General features: G+C 61.2%; 15 protein-coding genes and 1 pseudogene. 1 reads left to right on the top strand and 15 read right to left on the bottom strand.

Annotated elements, in window-relative coordinates; translation table 11 throughout:
• Positions 1–2 precede the first annotated feature (2 nt).
• From gcvH to arcD (I5961_RS21745), 7 genes are all read right to left on the bottom strand, one after another.
• A complete protein-coding gene (gcvH, locus tag I5961_RS21775; protein WP_007951190.1) occupies positions 3–386 on the bottom strand; it encodes a glycine cleavage system protein GcvH in 384 nt (127 codons plus the stop codon).
• 450 nt (positions 387–836) lie between these two features.
• Positions 837–2345, bottom strand: coding sequence for a sigma-54-dependent transcriptional regulator (locus tag I5961_RS21770; protein ID WP_227233316.1), 1509 nt, complete (start codon positions 2343–2345; stop codon positions 837–839).
• A gap of 209 nt (positions 2346–2554) precedes the next feature.
• Complete coding sequence (locus tag I5961_RS21765; RefSeq protein ID WP_085697162.1) at positions 2555–2917, bottom strand: DUF5064 family protein; 363 nt, start codon at positions 2915–2917, stop codon at positions 2555–2557.
• A gap of 62 nt (positions 2918–2979) precedes the next feature.
• Entirely contained in the window at positions 2980–3909 is a 930-nt protein-coding gene (gene arcC / locus I5961_RS21760; protein WP_227233315.1) for a carbamate kinase, read from the bottom strand.
• Between the two features lie 149 nt (positions 3910–4058).
• Positions 4059–5069, bottom strand: a complete 1011-nt coding sequence (locus I5961_RS21755) for an ornithine carbamoyltransferase (protein WP_085697160.1) — start codon at positions 5067–5069, stop codon at positions 4059–4061.
• Between the two features lie 69 nt (positions 5070–5138).
• Positions 5139–6395, bottom strand: a complete 1257-nt coding sequence (arcA, locus tag I5961_RS21750) for an arginine deiminase (RefSeq protein ID WP_085697159.1) — start codon at positions 6393–6395, stop codon at positions 5139–5141.
• Positions 6396–6429: 34 nt separating this feature from the next.
• Positions 6430–7857, bottom strand: a complete 1428-nt coding sequence (arcD, locus tag I5961_RS21745) for an arginine-ornithine antiporter (protein WP_227233313.1) — start codon at positions 7855–7857, stop codon at positions 6430–6432.
• A gap of 448 nt (positions 7858–8305) precedes the next feature.
• On the opposite strand from arcD (I5961_RS21745), the gene arcD (I5961_RS21740) reads away from it, so the two are divergent.
• Positions 8306–9733 (top strand): arginine-ornithine antiporter, encoded by a 1428-nt coding sequence (arcD, locus tag I5961_RS21740; protein WP_085701644.1) that lies wholly within the window; start codon positions 8306–8308, stop codon positions 9731–9733.
• 74 nt (positions 9734–9807) lie between these two features.
• Here arcD (I5961_RS21740) and I5961_RS21735 read toward each other — a convergent pair whose 3' ends face one another.
• The 8 genes and pseudogenes from I5961_RS21735 to I5961_RS21705 form a co-directional block, all read right to left on the bottom strand.
• Complete coding sequence (locus tag I5961_RS21735; RefSeq protein ID WP_227233312.1) at positions 9808–11157, bottom strand: CoA transferase; 1350 nt, start codon at positions 11155–11157, stop codon at positions 9808–9810.
• Between the two features lie 92 nt (positions 11158–11249).
• Entirely contained in the window at positions 11250–12005 is a 756-nt protein-coding gene (locus I5961_RS28920; protein WP_371320921.1) for a methyl-accepting chemotaxis protein, read from the bottom strand.
• 102 nt (positions 12006–12107) lie between these two features.
• A pseudogene (locus tag I5961_RS28915) lies at positions 12108–13115 on the bottom strand (HAMP domain-containing protein); the annotation flags it as partial.
• Between the two features lie 453 nt (positions 13116–13568).
• Positions 13569–13964: a YbaN family protein gene (locus I5961_RS21725; RefSeq protein ID WP_085697155.1), complete on the bottom strand. Its 396-nt coding sequence runs from the start codon at positions 13962–13964 to the stop codon at positions 13569–13571.
• Between the two features lie 180 nt (positions 13965–14144).
• Positions 14145–14741 carry a biliverdin-producing heme oxygenase gene (locus I5961_RS21720; protein ID WP_227233309.1) on the bottom strand — a complete coding sequence of 199 codons (597 nt, stop codon included), beginning with the start codon at positions 14739–14741 and terminating at the stop codon, positions 14145–14147.
• Between the two features lie 111 nt (positions 14742–14852).
• Positions 14853–17438 (bottom strand): TonB-dependent receptor, encoded by a 2586-nt coding sequence (locus I5961_RS21715; protein WP_227233307.1) that lies wholly within the window; start codon positions 17436–17438, stop codon positions 14853–14855.
• 122 nt (positions 17439–17560) lie between these two features.
• On the bottom strand, positions 17561–18526 hold the full coding sequence (locus I5961_RS21710) for a FecR family protein (protein ID WP_227233306.1): 966 nt from the start codon (positions 18524–18526) through the stop codon (positions 17561–17563).
• Positions 18527–18648: 122 nt separating this feature from the next.
• Entirely contained in the window at positions 18649–19167 is a 519-nt protein-coding gene (locus I5961_RS21705; RefSeq protein WP_085697151.1) for an RNA polymerase sigma factor, read from the bottom strand.
• Positions 19168–19331: the final 164 nt, after the last annotated feature.

The following is a 19331-nucleotide window of genomic DNA, read 5'->3' as shown; positions in this document are numbered from 1 at the left end:
CCTCAGGCTTCGGCTTGGGCTTTGATCAGGCGGTCGTAGGCGTCCTGATCCAGCAGCTTGGCGACGGCCGATGCGTCGGCCGGCTTGAAACGGAAGAACCAGCCTTCGCCCAGCGGATCTTCGTTGACCAGTTCAGGGCTGTCTTCCAGGGCCGGATTGGTGGCCAGGACTTCGCCGTCCAGTGGCATGTAAACGCCGCTGGCGGCTTTTACCGATTCCACGGTGGCGGCTTCGGCGCCTTTCTCGTACGCCTGCAATTCAGGCAGTTGCACGAACACCACGTCGCCCAAGGCGTTCTGCGCGAAAGCGGTGATGCCAACGGTGACAGAGCCATCGGCTTCGGCGCGCAGCCATTCGTGATCTTCAGTAAAACGCAACTCGCTCATGGAATCTCCTAGGGGCCAGACTCGTCTGGTGGACGCGGTGGAATACTCGGGCGGCAATGCCCTGATTTTATGAGCGGTTACTTAGCAAGAACGCGGCCAACGTAAAAATATCGTTATAAATCAATGAGTTGATATTTTTCCGATAGGCTTTGAGGGTGGGGCTTGTAGCGAAATCGCTACAGCTCGGGGCGAAGAAAAAAGCTGAAGCGGATCAAAGCCTTGCACGGCGGTGATCGGAGAAGGGTGTAGCGATATCGTTCCGCTGTAGCGCTTTCAGTACAGATGGAGGTCGCTTTTGGGCTGGGACCCTCAACTGGATGGAGAGCCGGCTGGATGGAAAACCCTGTGGGAGCGAGCTTGCTCGCGATGAGGGCGTGTCATTCGACAGCTTTTTGGATGTCGCACCGCCATCGTGAGCAAGCTCGCTCCCACAGGTGATTTGCGGTGAGATCAGGGTTTGTTGGGAATGCCGTATTTGCGCAATCGGTGGGCGATCGCGGTGTGCGAGGTCTGCAGGCGGCTGGCCAGTTGGCGGGTCGAGGGGTAGCTGACGTAGAGCTTTTCCAGCAAGGATTTCTCGAAAGCTTCCACGGCTTCTTCCAGGCTGTCGACGTCGCTGTCGGTCTGACGCGCCACGGAGGTGCCGGCGATGTCGAGGTCGCCGATGTCCACCAGACTGCTTTCGCAGATCGCGGCGGCGCGGAAGATCACGTTCTGCAATTGCCGCACGTTGCCCGGCCAGCGATTGCCGAGCAGCGCCGGGTAAGTGCCCGGGGCGAGGCGGCAGACCGGGCGCTGGATCTGCGCGCAGGCCTGCTGCATGAAATAGCGCGCCAGCAGGAGAATGTCCTGGCCGCGTTCGCGCAGCGGCGGCACTTCGACGTTGAGCACGTTGAGGCGGTAGAACAGGTCTTCGCGGAACAGGCCTTCGCTGACCATTTTTTCCAGGTCGCGATGGGTCGCGCTGAGAATCCGCACGTTGACCTTTACTTCGCGATCACCGCCGACCCGGCGGAAGCTGCCGTCATTGAGGAAGCGCAGCAGCTTGGCCTGCAAGTACGGCGACATCTCGCCGATCTCATCGAGGAATACCGTGCCCTGGTTGGCCAGTTCCATCAGCCCCGGTTTACCGCCGCGTTGTGCACCAGTGAAGGCACCGGGGGCGTAGCCGAACAGTTCGCTCTCGGCGAGGTTCTCCGGCAGGGCCGCGCAGTTCAGCGCCAGAAACGGCGCGCTGTGTCGGGCGCTGATGGCGTGACAGGCGCGGGCCACCAGTTCCTTGCCGGTACCGGTTTCGCCCTGGATCAGCAGCGGTGCATCGAGGGCCGCGACGCGTTGCGCGCGGGCCTTGAGGGTACGGATCGGCGGGGATTCGCCGAGCAGCGCATCGAAACCTTCGGCATGGTCGTGGTGCAGCGCCGAGAGTTGTTCGCCGATGCGGTTCGGCTGATACAGGGTGAGCAGGGCGCCGGCGTCGGTGATCGGCGTGGCGTCCAGCAACAGGGTCTGGCCGTTGACGGTGATTTCCCGCAGCGGCAGGCGGAACCCCTGCTCCAGCAACGTTTCCAAAAGGACCGGATCATTGAACAGTTCCGAAACGCTTTCGCCTGCCGGCTCCCGGCCGTACAAGGCGATCAGCGCCGGGTTGGCCAGCAGCACCTTGCCGGCGCTGTCCAGTGCCAGTACCGGGTCGGTCATTGCCGCGAGCAAGGCGTCGAGCTGCAAGTGCCGGCGCTGGCCGGGGAGAATGTCGACCACGGTCACTGCTTCTACGCCACGCACGCGAAACAGCGCATCTTTCAGTTCTTCGAGCACTTGCGGGCTCAAGGTCGGGGCGTCGATGTAGACGTTGGGCGGGATCATCTCCACCGCATCCAGATTGAGATTGCGTCCGCCGAGGATCGCCAGGACTTCCTGGGTGATGCCGACGCGGTCGATGAAGCTGACGTGGATACGCATGGGGTGGTTCTGGGTTCTGGAGTACGGAGGGTGGCAAGTATGCCTTGGGGCGGGGAAATGGTGAAACCGGGCGCGTTCTTCCGCTGGCTACATACCCTTGTGGGAGCGAGCTTGCTCGCGAATGCGGTGTATCAGCAATGAAGATATGGACTGACAGAGCGCTTTCGCGAGCAAGCTCGCTCCCACAGGGGGTATGGGGTGAGTTCGAGTCACTCGAAATGCTCGAGATTGACCGGATCCCCGGATTGCATGTTCAACTGCTTGCGGATGTCTTCAAACATCAGGTCGTAATGCTTGTGCACCGAGCCGAGCTGGCTGTGGCTCTTGGGGATGCCGTACTTTTCAGCAATCTGCGTCACGTTGCGGGCGAAGTTGTAGGCTTCCTCCTTGGGCAGAAAGAACGGTTCGTTGACCTCTTTGCCCTGCATGCTGCCGTGAAGGGTGAACTGTATCCCTTTGCCTTTCTGAGGGTCGGTGAACACTTCATAGTCGAGGTGCACGTTGTAATTGACGTCATCGTCAGTCAACGCATGCCGCTCAATATGCAAATGACCGGGTTCGAACTGGGCCATGGTTTTCTCCTTTCAAGGCATGGGAGAAGGGCAGACCTGAGGTCTGCCCCCGGAGTTTCTTTTTATCGATAGGTGATGCCCGGCGCTGCCGTGCTGACCCGCGTACCGGCGGTGCCCTGGACGATGGCTTCGATGTCCGAGAGCGAACCGATCACCGCGACCTTGCCAGTATGGCGCGCAAATTCGCAAGCTGCCTGCACCTTCGGCCCCATGGAACCGGCGGCGAAACCCAGGCGGTCGAGTTCGTCCGGATGGGCCTGGGCGATGGCTTTCTCGGTCGGTTTCTTGAAGTCGACGTACGCCGCGTTGACGTCGGTGGCGATCACCAGCAAGTCCGCCTCCAATTGTTCGGCCAGCAGCGCCGAGCACAGGTCCTTGTCGATCACCGCTTCGATGCCTTGCAGCTTGCCATGAGCGCCATACATGGTCGGAATGCCGCCACCGCCGGCGCAGATCACGATGCTGCCCTTGTCCAGCAGCCATTTGATCGGGCGAATTTCGAAGATGCGCTTGGGTTTCGGGCTGGCCACCACGCGACGGTATTTGTCACCGTCGGCCTTGACCACCCAGCCTTTCTCTTTGGCCAGGCGCTCGGCTTCTTCTTTGGCATAGACCGGGCCGATGAATTTGGTCGGGTCTTTGAAAGCCGGGTCTTTGGGGTCGACTTCGACTTGGGTGAGCAGGGTGGCGAACGGCACTTCGAAGTCCAGCAGGTTGCCCAGTTCCTGTTCGATGATGTAACCGATCATGCCTTCGGTTTCGGCACCGAGCACGTCCAGAGGGTAGGCTTCATCGGGTTTATAGGAGAGGCCCTGCAGCGACAGCAGGCCGACTTGCGGGCCATTGCCGTGGGCGATGACCAGTTGATTGCCGGAGTGAATCTTGGCGATTTGCTCGGTGGCGATGCGGATGTTGGCGCGCTGGTTGTCAGCGGTCATCGGCTCACCACGGCGGAGCAGGGCGTTACCGCCCAGAGCTACGACGATACGCATGGTGCATGTCCTTTTCGTGTTGATCGCTGATCGTTCCCACGCTCCCGCGTGGGAATGCATCCCGTGACGCTCTGCGTCACAGCGGACGCGGAGCGTCCGGGGGCGGCGTTACCACGCGGAGCGTGGGAACGATCAGTGCCAAAGCCGGGTTACAGATCAGCCAGAGTCGACACCAGAATCGCCTTGATGGTGTGCATGCGGTTTTCCGCTTGCTCGAAGGCGATGCAGGCAGGCGACTCGAACACGTCGTCGGTCACTTCGATGCCGTTGGCCAGGTGCGGATACTGCTCGGCGATCTGTTTGCCGACCTTGGTATCGCTGTTATGGAACGCCGGCAGGCAGTGCATGAACTTGGTGCGCGGGTTGCCGGTGGCTTTCATCAGCTCGGCGTTGACCTGATACGGCAGCAGTTGCTTGATCCGCTCGGCCCAGGCTTCAACCGGCTCGCCCATCGATACCCAGACGTCGGTGTGGATGAAATCCACGCCCTTGACCGCCGCTTTCGGGTCTTCGGTCAGGGTGATGCGAGCGCCGCTTTCCTCTGCGTATTGCTTGCAGCGATCGACCAGGTCATCGTGCGGCCACAGGGCTTTCGGCGCGCAGATGCGCACGTCCATACCCAGTTTGGAGCCGACCAGCAGCAGCGAGTTGCCCATGTTGTTGCGCGCGTCGCCCAGGTAGGCATAGCTGATTTCGTGGATCGGCTTGTCGGCGTGCTCACGCATGGTCAGCACGTCGGCGATCATCTGGGTCGGGTGATATTCATCGGTCAGGCCGTTGAACACCGGCACGCCGGCGAACTTGGCCAGTTCTTCGACGATTTCCTGCTTGAAGCCACGGTACTCGATGGCGTCGTACATGCGACCCAGCACGCGGGCTGTGTCCTTCATGCTTTCCTTGTGGCCGATCTGCGAAGAGTTCGGATCGATGTAGGTGACGTTGGCGCCCTGGTCATAGGCGGCGACTTCGAACGCGCAGCGGGTGCGGGTCGAGGTTTTTTCGAAGATCAGGGCAATGTTGTTGCCCTTGAGGTGTTGCTGCTCGGTGCCGGTGTACTTGGCGCGCTTGAGGTCGCGGGACAGGTCGAGCAGGTAGCGCAGCTCACGTGGGGTGTGGTGTTCCAGGCTGAGCAGGTTACGGTTGTGAATGTTGAACGCCATGATGATTCTCCTTGGATTCGGTAATCGGCCCGGCCGCGACAGGGTCAGTGCGGCCGGGGAGATGGTCGTTTAGTAGTCGATTGGGTCGCGCACGATCGGGCAGGTCATGCAGTGGCCGCCGCCACGGCCACGGCCCAGTTCGCCGGCGCTGATGGTGATGACCTCGACCCCGGCCTTGCGCAGCAGGGTGTTGGTGTAGGTGTTGCGGTCGTAGCCGATAACGACCCCGGGCTCCAGGGCCACCACGTTGTTGCCGTCATCCCATTGCTCGCGCTCGGCGGCGAAGCTGTTGCCGCCGGTTTCCACGACGCGCAGATTCGGCAGGTTCAGCGAGTTGGCCACGACTTCGAGGAACGTTTTGTTCTCCCGTCGTACGTCCAGACCGTAAGGTTTGCTTTCGTCAGGACGGATGATGAACGGCACGATTTCCTTGACCACTTCCGGGAAGACCGTCACCAGGTCGCGGTCGCAGAAGCTGAACACGGTATCCAGGTGCATTGCCGCGCGGGATTTCGGCAGGCCGGCGACCACGACTTTGTCGGCCGCGCCTTTGGCGAACAGCGATTGGGCCAGTTGACCGATGGCCTGGCGCGAGGAGCGCTCGCCCATGCCGATCAACACCACGCCGTTGCCGATCGGCATCACGTCGCCGCCCTCGAGAGTGGCTTTGCCGTGGTCCTTGTCCGGATCGCCGTACCAGACTTCGAAGTCGGCACCGGTGAAGTCGGGGTGAAACTTGTAGATGGCGGTGGTCAACAGGGTTTCCTGGCGACGGGCCGGCCAGTACATCGGGTTGAGCGTCACGCCGCCGTAGATCCAGCAAGTGGTGTCGCGGGTGAACTGGGTGTTGGGCAGCGGGTCGAGCAGGAAGCTGGAATGGCCCAGGTAGTCGCGATACATCTTGATCACGCTGGCGCCTTCGCTGTCCGGCAGATCTTCGCCGGCGACGCCGCCGATCAGGAACTCGGCGAGCTTGCGTGGCTCCAGGCCTTCGAGCCAGCTGCGCACTTCGTTGGTCAGGCCGACGCCGACGGTGTCGGGGGTGATCTTGCGATCCAGAATCCATTTCAGCGCTTCGGGGTTGCCGACGATGTCGGTCAGCAGGTTGTGCATTTCCAGCACTTCGATCCCGCGCTCGCGCATTTTGGTGACGAAGTCGAAGTGGTCGCGCTTGGCCTGATTGACCCAGATGACGTCGTCGAACAGCAGTTCGTCGCAGTTGCTCGGGGTCAGCCGCTGATGGGCCAGACCTGGGGAGCAAACCATGACTTTGCGCAGTTTGCCGGCTTCGGAGTGGACGCCGTACTTAACTTTTTCCGTGGTCATTTCAGTGATCCTCCAGAGAGAAAACGTTGGGCAATTACAGAGTCAGGAAGCCGTCGTACAGTCCGTAGGCGGCCACGAGGGCACCCACGACCACTGCGGCGAAAATCAGCTTCTCGACGTTGGTGAAAACCGGTTGATTGAGTTCGAGCTTGGCCTTGGCGAACAGGATCGCGCCCGGGGCATAGAGCAGGGCCGACAGCAGCAGGTACTTCACGCCGCCGGCGTAGAGCAGCCAGATCGCGTAGATCAGGGCGATGGCACCGATGATCAGATCCTTGCGCCGTTCGGCCGCGAAGCCTTCGTAGCTTTCGCCGCGCACCGCCAGTAGCAGGGCGTAGGCCGCCGACCACAGGTACGGCACCAGAATCATCGAAGTGGCGAGGTAGATCAGCGACAGGTAAGTGCTGGCCGAGAACAGGGTGATGATCAGGAACAGCTGCACCATCGCGTTAGTCAGCCACAGGGCGTTGACCGGCACTTGGTTGGCGTTCTCCTTGCGCAGGAACTCCGGCATGGTGTGGTCTTTGGCGGCGGCGAACATGATCTCCGCACACAACAGCACCCACGACAGCAACGCTCCCAGCAGCGAGATGACCAGACCGACGCTGATCAGCACCGCGCCCCAGTGACCGACCACATGTTCCAGCACGGCGGCCATCGACGGGTTCTGCAGTTTGGCCAGTTCCGGCTGAGTCATGATGCCCAGCGACAGCACGTTCACCAGCACCAGGAACAGCAACACGGTGATGAAGCCGAGCACCGTCGCCTTGCCGACATCCGAACGTTTTTCCGCCCGGGCCGAGAAGATGCTCGCGCCTTCGATGCCGATGAACACCCATACGGTGACCAGCATCATGTTGCGCACCTGGTTCATCACGCTGCCCAGGTCCGGGTTCTTCGCACCCCAGATGTCGGCGGTGAAGATGTCCAGTTTGAAGGCGAAAAGCGCGATCAAGACGAACAGCAGCAGCGGCACGACCTTGGCGACAGTGGTCACGAGGTTGATGAACGCCGCTTCCTTGATCCCGCGCAGCACCAGAAAGTGCACGGCCCATAGCAGGACAGAGGCGCCGATCACGGCGGCAACAGTGTTGCCTTCCCCGAAAATCGGAAAAAAATAACCGAGGGTACTGAACAGCAGAACGAAATAACCGACGTTACCCAGCCAGGCACTGATCCAGTAGCCCCAGGCCGAAGAGAAACCCATGTAGTCGCCGAAACCGGCCTTGGCGTAGGCGTAGACACCGCCATCAAGGTCAGGCTTTCGGTTGGCGAGGGTCTGGAAGACAAAAGCGAGGGTGAGCATGCCGACGGCAGTGATGGCCCAGCCAATCAATACCGCGCCGACGTCGGCGCTGGCGGCCATGTTTTGTGGCAAAGAGAATATCCCGCCACCGATCATTGAACCGACTACCAATGCAACCAGTGCACCTAGTCGTAGTTTTCCGGAAGCTTCAGACATTGCATGACTCCATTGCAGGAGAGAAGAGTTCACAGCGTAGTTCTGTTGGCTTTTCAAACAGCTGACTTAGATCAGTGCATAGTCACATTCCATTGTTAATGAATGACTTATGAAACGTCTGGAGGCATAAGGCTATTTTCTGGAAGGCCCGTCCTAGAGGCCTTTGTCCGAAGTGGTTAAGAATGGATCCTATTACTTTCGAATTATCACGCTAGTTCCTTTTCAGGTTTTGGCAAATTTTTCATCGTTGTTTTCAGCACAGAATTGATTTATCAGGATTCGCGCACAAAACTAACTGAACGTGCTATGCGTTAGTGCCGATGGCTATATATAACGGGTGTTGATTGGCGTTATTCAATAAACGTCATTACGCTTTATCCATTTAGTTAAAAGCCGGTTGCATAACGGTTTCGCGGCAGTTGCCGCTCTGGAACTTGGAGACGCTGGAATGTCGCAACCGACGCAAAAGCTGCGCCTTGGCGCACTGATCGCCCTGGTGGTGGGGTCGATGATTGGCGGGGGGATTTTCTCCCTGCCGCAGAACATGGCGGCCCGGGCCGATGCCGGGGCCATCCTGATCGGCTGGGGGATCACGGCGATCGGCATGCTCACCCTGGCCTTCGTGTTCCAGACCCTGGCCAACCGCAAACCGGAACTGGACTCCGGCGTCTATGCCTACGCCAAGGCCGGGTTCGGCGATTACATGGGTTTCTCTTCGGCGTGGGGTTACTGGATCAGCGCCTGGCTGGGCAACGTCGGGTATTTCGTGTTGCTGTTCAGCACACTCGGCTACTTCTTTCCGGTGTTCGGCCAGGGCAACACGCCAATCGCCATCGGTTGTGCCTCGGTGTTGCTGTGGGCCGTGCATTTTCTGGTGATGCGCGGGATCAAGGAAGCAGCGCTGATCAATCAGTTGACCACCGTGGCCAAGATCATTCCGTTGATCATGTTTGTGATCATCGCCGCCGTGGCGTTCAAGGCCGACGTTTTTACCCGCGATATCTGGGGCCGCAGCAATCCGAATTTCGGCGGCGTGATGGATCAGGTGCGCAACATGATGCTGGTCACCGTGTTTGTATTTATCGGTATCGAAGGCGCGAGCGTTTACTCGGCGCGGGCGGAGAAACGCACGGACGTCGGCCGCGCCACGGTGATCGGTTTCCTCGGTGTGCTGGCGCTGCTGGTGCTGGTCAATGTGTTGTCGCTGGGGATCATGAGTCAGCCGGAACTGGCGATCTTGCAGAACCCGTCGCTGGCCGCCGTGCTGGAACACATAGTAGGACCATGGGGCGCGTTGCTGATCAGCGTGGGCCTGGCCATTTCGTTGCTCGGTGCGTTGTTGTCGTGGGCGCTGTTGTGCGCGGAGATCCTGTTCGCCACCGCCAGGGACAATACGATGCCGGCGTTCCTGAAAAAGGAAAACGCCAACCATGTGCCGGTCAACGCGTTGTGGCTGACCAACGTGATGATCCAGATTTTCCTGCTGATCACGCTGTTTTCCGCCGGCACTTACACCAGCCTGATCTACCTCGCCTCGTCGATGATTCTGGTGCCGTATCTGTGGTCGGCGGCCTACGCCGTGTTGCTCAGCGGACGGGGTGAAACCTATGAACATGCCTCCGCCGAACGCACCAAGGATCTGCTGATCGGCGGCATCGCGCTGTGTTACGCGGTGTGGCTGTTGTATGCCGGCGGGGTGAAATACCTGCTGCTGTCGGCGCTGCTGTATGCGCCGGGGGTGATCCTGTTCGCCAAGGCCAAACATGAGCAGGGCGAGCCACTGTTCACCACGCTCGAGAAAGGGATTTTCACCTGCGTCATCGCCGGGGCCGGGCTCGCGGCCTACGGGTTGTACAGCGGCGTGTTGTCACTGTGAGATTGCGGCTCCGGGGGATGCGGCGCAGGTGCTGTGGACAACCTTGAGTCGTGCGGATTGATATCCGCACTCCTTCAAAGCCATTGCGCTGGATGTGAGCCCAACTCGGTTGCCGGCAAAGCCCACTGCAACGGCGTTCCAGCAATACGAAGCGGCACTTGCAGCCGATGCGCCGGCCCCCACGGCGTCTGTTCCATTTGCAAACTCTGATCCTTTGCATCCTCCGGACGCAGCACTTCGCCCGTCCCCGGCCCATGTTCGATCAACAGCTTCGCCGTCCGCGCCAGCGACAACCGCCCCGAGCCACCTCGACCACTGCGTAACCGTTCAGCCAGCAACCGAATCACACTCGCCGCCATCAGATACCCCGTCGCATGATCCAGCGCCTGTACCGGCAGCGGTGTCGGTTTGTCTGCCTGCTTCCAGCGCTGCCCGGCCTCGGCGATGCCGCTGCTCATCTGCACCAGACTGTCGAAACCCCGACGGTTCTGCCACGGGCCGCTCCAGCCGTAGGCATTGAGGCAGACATCGATCAGCCCCGGTGCCAGTTGCCGGCGACGTTCGACGCCGAAGCCGAGATGTTCAAGAGCGTCGGCGCGATAGCCGTGCAACAGAATGTCAGCGTCCTGAAGTAACCCTTCAAACACCGCACGATCCGCCGGTTGATGGAGATCCAGCCGCGCACAATGTTTGCCGAGGGTCATTTCCGGCACCACGCCGGGTTCGTTCCAGGTCGGCGGGTCGATGCGCAACACATTGGCGCCGAGCCCTGCAAGAAAACGGCTGGCAGTCGGCCCGGCGAGTACGCGAGTCAGATCGAGCACCTTGAGCCCGGCCAATGGTTGCGCCACCGAGCCTTGCCAGGGTTGATGGCTTTCGTCTTTCCCGTCACTGAAATGCACCAAGGGTTCGGCATTCACCGCCAACCCCTGCGGATGTTTTTGCCACTGCGCCCAATTGCGCATTTCGGCAGCACAACCCTTGGCATCGACCACCGCTTGCTCCAGATCGGCACTGGCCCATTGCGCGACTTTCGCCGCCATCGCCGCCCGGTCGGCGCAAGCGCCGAGCACGCTTTCAGCGGCGGCGCGGTGATGCGGGGCGTTGGTGTGCAGGCGGATCCAGCCGTCGTTGGTCGCGTAGTCGCCGGCCACCGGATCCCACAGCGGCGGCACTGCCCAGCCGATCGGTCGCAGCGAGGTGGCGAACCAGAACGACGCAAGACGTCGGTCGACTTCTACAGTGGGCAAGTCGCCGGTCTGCTGCTGAAGGAGTTCGGCAACCGCTTGCCCGGCAGCGGCAATACTGGCGCAGGCAAGGTCGGTGACGGCAAACACCGAGGGCAGGGCGCCCTCGGCGGTAAATGCAATCGGCGTGGGGGACAAGCCGAGTGCGGCTTGAATGGACGTGAGCAGATCGGTCATCGAAGGCCCTCCGGAACGAGAGGGCAGAATAGTGCAAAACGCTATCGACCTCGATGAAACACACTGTCCCCTGTGGGAGTCAGGGCGAGCGATTACACGCGGAACTGATCCATCAATTTCATCTGCTGGCTGGCCAGGGCGTTGAGCTGGCTGCTGATCGCCGCCGATTCGGTGGCTTGTTCGGTCAGGGTTTCGGTGACGGTACGGATCGCCGAGACGTTGCGGTTGACCTCTTCGGCCACGGCGCTCTGCTGTTCGGCGGCGCTGGCGATTTGCAGGTTCATGTCGCTGATCACAGTGACTGCATCGCTGATCTTGCCGAGGGCGTCCACGGCCTGGCGGATCTGCCCGGCGTTGTTGTGGGCCTGGGTCTGGCTCGAGTGCATGGTCGCGACCACGCCACGGGTGCCGGTCTGGATGCGTTCGATGACCACGCGGATTTCTTCCACCGAATCCTGGGTGCGCTTGGCCAGGTTACGGACTTCGTCCGCCACCACCGCGAAACCACGACCGCTTTCACCGGCACGGGCCGCTTCGATCGCGGCGTTCAGCGCCAGCAGGTTGGTCTGTTCGGCGATGCTGCGGATCACTTCCAGCACCGAACCGATCTGCTCGCTGTTGACTGCCAGCTCTTCGACCTCGGTTACCGCTTTGCTGACTTCGTCGGCCAGTTGATTGATGTCACGAGTGCTGCGCTCGATGATCGACATCCCGTCCTTGGCCGACTGGTCGGCGCCTTTCGCCGCGTTGGCGGCATTCGAAGCGCTGTTGGCGACGTCGTGGGCGGTGGCGCTCATTTCGTTGGACGCGGTCGCCACCTGATCGATCTCGCGGAACTGCACCTGCATGCCTTCGCTGGTCTGGCGGGCGATCTCCGACGATTGATCGGCGGTGCCACGGGCTTCGGTGATGCTCTGTTTGATTTGGGCGATGGTCGGTTGCAGCTTGTCGAGGAAGCGGTTGAACCAGTTCACCAGTTCGCCCAGTTCATCCTTCTTGGTGTAGTTCAGGCGCTGGGTCAGGTCGCCTTCGCCGCTGGCGATGTTCCTCAGCATTTCGGCGACGCTGTTGATCGGACGGGTCACGCCCGAGGCGGTGAGCCAGATCAGTACCAGGCCGATCAGACCGGCGATCACGGCCACCGTCAGCGCGGTCATCAGGCCGGTTTGCTGAGCGTCGTCGAGCACCGCTTGCAGTTTGACCGAGTCGGCCAGCAGCACTTGTTTCGGCAAGTCGATGACCACGCCCCAGGCGCGGGAGTTGCCGATCGGATCGACCGGGTAAACGGCGCGGATCAGATCGCCCTGTTCCAGAATCTTCGGCGTGCCGGCGCTCAGCAGTTGCAGGATGTCCTTGCCTTCGGTGCCGAGGGTTTCGGCGATGCCTTTGCCGACCTTGGTCGCGTCGGTGCTGTAGGCGCCCAACACGCCGCTGCCGGAGACAATCAGCATGTGCCCGGCACCGTTGAACAGTTCGCGCTGGGAACCCACGGCCGCCGCTTGCAGTGCATCAAGGGCGATGTCGACGCCGACCACGCCGATAGCCTTGCCATCCACCAGCAGCGGCACGGCAATGGTGGTCATGAGCATTTCCTTGCCGCCCACGGTGTCGGCGTAAGGGTCGAGCAGGCAGGTGCGCTTGTTGTCGCGAGGGCAGGTGTACCAGCTGTTGTAAGGCGTGCCGCTGACACTGAGGGTGGTCTTGTTCATGTCGTCTTCGACCATGATCGTGTTCAGCGCAGAACCGGCGGCGCGGCTCCAGTAGGTGGCGAAGCGCCCGGCTTCGTTGGACTGGCGCGCGGCGTCATTGACGAACTCGCTGTCCTTGCCGTCGAGGCCATTGGGTTCGAAGGCCAGCCAGATGCCGAGCACCTTGCTGTTGCGCTCGAACGCGGTCTTCAGGCTCAGGTTCAACTCTTCACGCAGGGCGCCGGCGTCCAGCGAACGCTTGGCGGCCATGACGCGCATGTCCTTGATCTGGTCGGCCAGCGCGGTAATCACCAGCAGGCTTTCGCCGAAGGTTTTCTGTACCTGCACCGCCTGTTCGGCAGCCTTGGCCTGCAGCAGGTTCTGCACGCTGGCGGTGAGCATCCTGCTGCTCGACTGGCTGACCAGTTCGTCGTTCTGGTTGGTCTGGTAGATATTGATGCCGACGATCAGCGCAACCACACCGAGCAGGCACAGGCCGGACAGCAGGACGATTTTCAGGCGTATGGATAGAGAGTCGAACATGGGACGTTCTCGCGAATGAATGAACTGTTGGCTGCGGGGCAGGGAGGAGCCCGGATCGCCAAATCCATTCAGCGCCATTCAATGCTCATCGGCGCGAGGCGAGAGTGCATGAGCGACATGCCGACGAACGGTCATGACTAAACGTTTGCGTGGGTAAAAGCCCTGAAAACAAGGGGAAAATCAGGAAATCTTCGGCAGCGTTTCGGGTCGCGACCAGATCCACAGGTTGCCCATCGTCATCCCTGCAATCGCCAGATAAATCGGCCAGCCGTGATCGAGCATCACCAGCATCAGGGTCGCGCACAGCAGCATGCTGACGGTGGCGCTGACCTTGGCCTTGCGGGCGATGATCTTGCCGTTGCGCCAGTTGCTCAGGATCGGCCCGAACAGCCGATGGTTTTCCAGCCAGGCACTCAGGCGCGGCGAGCTGCGGGTCGCGGCCCAGGCGGCGAGCAGGATGAACTCGGTGGTCGGCAGGCCGGGCACGACGATGGCGATCAGGCCGATACCGAGGCTGACATAGGCGAGCAGGCCGAACAGCAGGCGGGCGAGTCGAGAAGAGGCGGGTTGGGGCATGGGCTCGGGGGGAATGCGTGAGGCGAAATGGCAATCTTACAGACTTGTGCAGTTCCCTGTGGGAGCGAGCTTGCTCCGGGCGGCGCTCCTACGAAAGCGGTACGTCAGTCAACGATGATGTTGAATCTGACGGCCTCTTCGCGAGCAAGCTCGCTCCCACAATGGGCGGTCGGTGTCGCTTTAGGCCGGTTCGGCTTCTGTGGCGTAAGCCTGCTCCAGCAGCACGGTGAAGCGGTTGAACGCATCGATCGCGCCCTGCTCCATTTCAGCTTCTTCTTCAGCGCTGAGTTGCAGCGAATCGAGGGTGCGCACGAAGCGCTTCCAGCCTTCGGCGCGACCACCTTCAGGCTCGCCCAGGTGACGGGCGCCGAAGGTTTCACTCAGGTCCAGGGCAACGGCGCGCTTGATCAGAAACGCAGCGCCGAGCTTGGAGCCTTCAGACACGAAGATCCAACCCAGGGCGCGGGCCTTGCTCGGGTTTTTCAGCGCACCGGCGACGGGTACAGGCACTTCGGTGTCGAGGTCCGCGAGGTCTGCCCTGGCCGCTTCGGCGCGGCAGCGGGCCGGCAGGTCAGGGACGATGGCGATCAGTTCGGCATCGTTGTAAAGCGACACCAGTTCCGACTGGAACAGGTACTGCGCGACCACGAAGCGGGCGAAGTTGGCGCGGTTCTCGAACGGCGCGTGGGCCTTGACCAGTGCATCGAGCTTGCTGTGCGGCTCGTGGGTGATCTGGTTCAAGCGTTGCGAACGCAGGGCTTTTTCCTGGGTGCTCATGAGATGTCCTTGAAAAGAAGAGGCGCTTGATAACGAGACGTACGGGCAAGCGCCGGACAGTAAAAAAACCTCACGGCGCGGCAATGCACGCGTGCCGTGAGGTCATCCGGATCAGATATCCCAGACCAGATTGATCGCGAAGTTGCGACCCGGCTGGGTCAGGCGATCGAGGTTGGCCGGTTGTGTCACCGAGGCTTCGCCGACACTGTCGTAACCGCGCACGTCGTCCCATAGCCAGTATTTCTTGTCGGTCAGGTTGTAAATGCCGCCGCTGACGGTGACGTCGTCAGTGACTTTGTAGAACCCGGTCAGATCGAGAATGCCGAAGCCCGGCGACTTGAACTGGCTGCTCACACCGTCCGGCGACTTGAAGTTGCTGTCGTCGACGCGATCCTTCTTCTTGACCACGGTCCAGCTCAGCAGGCCGCCGTAGTTGTCCTGGTCGTAACCCAGACCGAACACGCCGGTCAGCGGGTTGACGCTGTTGAGCGGTTCGCCGGTGTCGTTGTTGCGACCGTAGGCATAGGCAATCGAGCCCTGGGTGTACAGGCCTTGCGGCGCGCCGAACGCGTCGAGATTCAGACGCCCTTTGACTTCGGCGCCCTTGATGGTGGCGTGCTTGATGTTGCTCGACTGGAAGGTCAGCTCGTCGTAGCCCGGAGTGACGGCGTCTTCGTTGATGAAATCGCGGTACTTGTTATAGAACACCGCCACGTCGAACGAGCCTTGCTCGAAGTTGCCGCGCAGGCCGGTTTCATAGCTTTTGCTCTTTTCCGGTTCCAGGTCCGGGTTCGGCGCCACGTTGTAGCCGGTGGTGCTGTTTTCGAAGCGGCCGTACAGCGCTTTTGCGGTCGGGGTGCGGAAGCCTTCGGCGTACTGACCGTACCAGGTGTAGTTTTCGGTCAGGGCGTAGGTCAGGCCGAATTTCGGCGAGACTTTATGCCAGGTCTTGTTCTCGTCGCTGACCGTGCCGTTGCCGTCGGCGGCCACGGTGTTGAGGAACTCCTGGGTGATGTGCGGCTTGAGCCGGGTGTAGTCGTAGCGCAGGCCCGGCAGGAAGGTCCAGTTGTTCCAGCTGATCTGATCCTGGGCGAACAGGCTGTAGGTGTTGATGGTCGGGTCCGGGAAGTCGCTGGATTTTTTCAGCACGTCGGCTGCGCTGGTGGCACCGATGGCGGTGCAGCCGCGACCGACCGCCAGGCACTTGCCGTCGCCGCTGCGCGAGCCGGTGACTTTCTGCTGCTTGAGGGTGGTGCCGTAAGTCAGCACGTGATCGGTGGCGCCGATGCTGAAAGCCTTGTCCAGTTGCGCGTCGAAGACCCACTGTTTCTCCTCGTAGATCGTGTCGCGGGTACGCAGCACTTTACGGGTGATGGGGTAGTAGAACTCGTCGGTGCTCTGGTCGGTCTTGGCGGTCTGGTGGTTGAGGCTCCACTTCACGTTGTCCGCCAGCAGGCTGTCGAGCTCGAAGCTGTGCTCCAGACCGAAACGCTCGCGGGTGATGGTGTCGTTGCCGGTACGCCACTGGTACATGCCGCCGGGCAGCACGCTGTTCGGGATCGTCGGGGCACCGTTGAAGTACGGGCCGCCGTAGGCGCTTTTCTGATCGGTGTCGCGATCATCCTTGTACTTTTCGTAGGTCAGGCCCAGGCGCGAACCTTCGTTGTAGTTCCAGCCGATCTTGGCCAGCACGTTGGTGGCTTTCACGTCTTCCGGGTTGGCGGCGGTGCGCTCAAGACCGGTGGCGTTGTTGCTGCCGTAGGAATCGGTTTCGTGACCGTCGCGCTGGCTGTAGTGCAGCAAACCGTCGAACTGGTCGGCGCGACCGGCGACGGTGGCGGATTTCAGCCAGCTCTCATCGGCGGAGCTGTAGCCGGTTTTCAGGCGGGCACCGACGTCTTTGCCGGGCTTGATGATGTCGTCCGGGTCGAGGGTGTAGTAGCTGACGGCGCCGCCGATGGCGTTGCTGCCGTACAGCACCGAGGCCGGGCCACGGAGGATTTCGACACGTTTGATGATTTCCGGGTCGACGTAGTTGCGTTGGGTCTTGGCGTAGGGGCCGTTGAAGAAACCGTCCGGCACTTCGACACCGTCGACCTGAGTCAGGATGCGGTCGCCGTCGATCCCGCGAATGTTGTAACCGCTGATCCCTCCACGCTGGCCGGCGCCGCCCACGGACACGCCCGGCTCGTAGCGCACCAGATCCTTGATGGTGTTGACGTTGTTGCGGTCCAGATCCTGACGGGTCTGCACGGTGACGGTGGCCGGCACGCTGTTGATCGACTGTTCCTGACGGGTGGCGCTGATGGTCACCTGATCGAGGTTGAGTGCGCCGCTGCTGACGCGTTTTTCCAGCACGACGTTGTTGTTGCTCAGTTTGCGGAAGCTCAGATTGGTCCCCACCAACAGGCGCTCCAGGGCTTTTTCCGGTGGCAGCGAACCGCGCACGCCCGGCGATGAGACGTCCTGACCCAGTTCCGCCGGCAAACCGACCTGCCAGCCGGTGACGGCGGTGAACGCATTGAGCGCCGACACCAACGGCTGCTGGGCAATGGCGAACGAGTAATCGCCCATGTTGCGCGTCGGCTGTTCAGTGGCGGCCATCAGCGGCGCGGTGCCGGCCATCAGGAGGGCGGCGGTCAGCAGCGACAGCACGCGGGAAGGGGAAGAAGTCTGGCGGGTAAGGCGTGAGGACATCGATAGCGCTCCGTGTCGCACGAATCTTTATAGGTGCTGATTGAACTCGCGAGATGCGAATCAATTGCATTGGCTATAACGAGACGAACGAGCTTCGGCTATCGAGTAAAAATAATTCTCATTTAGTTCAAAATCACCAGCGCCGGGAATTCCTGAAGCTTGGCCGAGGTGATGTGAGCGAGCGAACGCACTGCGTCCAGCGGCTGGTCGAGGCGGTAATTGCCGGTGACGGCGACGTCGGCCAACCGTTCGCTGGTGTTGATGATGAAGCCCGGATAGTAGCGGCGCAGTTCCGCCAGCACTTGGCTCAGCGGGCAGTTCTCGAAGATCAGCCGACCCTGTACCCAGGCCAGATCGGTGGCGGCGTCGACCTTGGCCGGGCGGTCGAAACCGTTCGGGCCGATGCGGATGCTTTCCCCGGCGGACAGCCGCACACGGGCATCGTCACGGGTAGCCCGCAGATCGACATCGCCGCGCTGCACGCGCACCTGCGCCACGCCGTCCAGATAACGCACGGCGAATGCGGTGTCGCGCACGCTGGCTTTCACCGGGCCGGCATCGATTTCCAGCGGCTGGCTGCGGCTGGCCGGGATCTCGAAAAACGCTTCGCCCTGATACAGCCGCGCGACTCGCTGCTGATCGTTGATCGTGCTGGAGAACGCGGAATTGGTGTTGAGCAGGACTTTCGAACCGTCCTCAAGCTGCAAGCGCTGACGTTCGCCGACCACGGTCAGGTGATCGGCCTGCAAACGCATCGGCAGGTTGCTGAAATTGAACAGGCCGAGCAGCAGCACGGCGGCGGTGGCCAGCGGTTTCCAGTGCGGACGCAAACGAGTGAGGACGGGGACTTTCTTCGGTTTGGCTGCGAGGTCCTTCGCGCACTGGGCGATCTGCGGACCGTCCCAGATCGCCTGGGCCTTGGCGAACGCCTCGCCATTCAACGGATCGGCCGCCAGCCAGGCATGGAATTGCCGGGTCTGCTCCTCGTCCGGACTGCCGAGCACGATGAGCCAGTCCAGCGCCTGGTCCATTGCACTTGCGGCGTCCTGCGCCGATGCAGGCGAAGGGGAGCGGTGGATGTCCGTCACGGTGTTTCCTCGGCAGTGTCTGTGCACGGCTGTTTTTTTGGTGAAGCGTAAAAGTCGGGCAAGGGTAACAAAGCCCGATGATCAGTGCAGTCGATCCTGTCCAATACCGACAAGGCTGCCGATCAGTCGCCGTTCAAGCGTTCGGCGACACCGATGCAGATGGTCATGATCAGTTTGAGTTCTTTCTGCACCGTGCTGAGGGAAACGCTCAGTTCTTCGGCGATTTCCTGATAGCTGCGCCCATGCAGGCGGCTGAGGATGAAGATTTGCTGCTGGCGGGGGCTGAGTTCACCGAGGCTCACGTTCAGGCGCTCCAGCAATTGTTCGGCGTGGGCGGCGTCTTCGGCGCTGCTGGCGGGGGCGGCGACGCTGTGCACCACGTCCTGCGGCACGTCGTCGACCATGGTTCGCGATTGAATCTTGCGCGCACGCAAATGGTCCAGCGCCAGATTGCGCGCGGTCTGGAAAACAAAGGGTTCAAGGTGATCGATGTCCCGCTCGCTCAGCGCCCGGGTGACGCGCAGGTAGGTTTCCTGCAACAGGTCTTCGGCGGTGCTGTGGTTGTTGACCATGCGTTCCAGCGTTCGCAGCAGTGAGGTGCGCTGGGCGAGGAAAACGTGATTGAACTGCGAATGACTCACGGGAGGACCTGATCCGTTTCGAGCGAATGATAATGCTTATCATCCGCCGGAGTGGTCAAGTGTTGATTTCAGATTGAGATCAAAAAACTGTGGGAGGGGATTTGCTCGCGAAGGCGTCGTGTCAGGCAATTAAATGTCGACTGACCTGCCGCTTTCGCGAACAA

The organism is Pseudomonas sp. IAC-BECa141, assembly GCF_020544405.1.
In the GTDB taxonomy this organism is placed as follows: Bacteria; Pseudomonadota; Gammaproteobacteria; order Pseudomonadales; family Pseudomonadaceae; genus Aquipseudomonas.
This window is presented reverse-complemented; position numbering and strand designations above follow the sequence as displayed.

What these genes read in the sequence shown, in the direction of transcription:
- I5961_RS21735 (WP_227233312.1), bottom strand. Translation starts at nt 11,157, where the DNA reads ATGACCGATCTGCTCACGTCCATTCAAGCCGCACTCGGCTTGTCCCCC.
- I5961_RS21765 (WP_085697162.1), bottom strand. Translation starts at nt 2,917, where the DNA reads ATGGCCCAGTTCGAACCCGGTCATTTGCATATTGAGCGGCATGCGTTG.
- I5961_RS28920 (WP_371320921.1), bottom strand. Translation starts at nt 12,005, where the DNA reads ATGCAGGTGCAGTTCCGCGAGATCGATCAGGTGGCGACCGCGTCCAAC.
- I5961_RS21715 (WP_227233307.1), bottom strand. Translation starts at nt 17,438, where the DNA reads ATGTCCTCACGCCTTACCCGCCAGACTTCTTCCCCTTCCCGCGTGCTG.
- arcD (WP_227233313.1), bottom strand. Translation starts at nt 7,857, where the DNA reads ATGTCTGAAGCTTCCGGAAAACTACGACTAGGTGCACTGGTTGCATTG.
- I5961_RS21720 (WP_227233309.1), bottom strand. Translation starts at nt 14,741, where the DNA reads ATGAGCACCCAGGAAAAAGCCCTGCGTTCGCAACGCTTGAACCAGATC.
- arcA (WP_085697159.1), bottom strand. Translation starts at nt 6,395, where the DNA reads ATGACCACGGAAAAAGTTAAGTACGGCGTCCACTCCGAAGCCGGCAAA.
- gcvH (WP_007951190.1), bottom strand. Translation starts at nt 386, where the DNA reads ATGAGCGAGTTGCGTTTTACTGAAGATCACGAATGGCTGCGCGCCGAA.
- arcD (WP_085701644.1), top strand. Translation starts at nt 8,306, where the DNA reads ATGTCGCAACCGACGCAAAAGCTGCGCCTTGGCGCACTGATCGCCCTG.
- I5961_RS21755 (WP_085697160.1), bottom strand. Translation starts at nt 5,069, where the DNA reads ATGGCGTTCAACATTCACAACCGTAACCTGCTCAGCCTGGAACACCAC.
- arcC (WP_227233315.1), bottom strand. Translation starts at nt 3,909, where the DNA reads ATGCGTATCGTCGTAGCTCTGGGCGGTAACGCCCTGCTCCGCCGTGGT.
- I5961_RS21725 (WP_085697155.1), bottom strand. Translation starts at nt 13,964, where the DNA reads ATGCCCCAACCCGCCTCTTCTCGACTCGCCCGCCTGCTGTTCGGCCTG.
- I5961_RS21770 (WP_227233316.1), bottom strand. Translation starts at nt 2,345, where the DNA reads ATGCGTATCCACGTCAGCTTCATCGACCGCGTCGGCATCACCCAGGAA.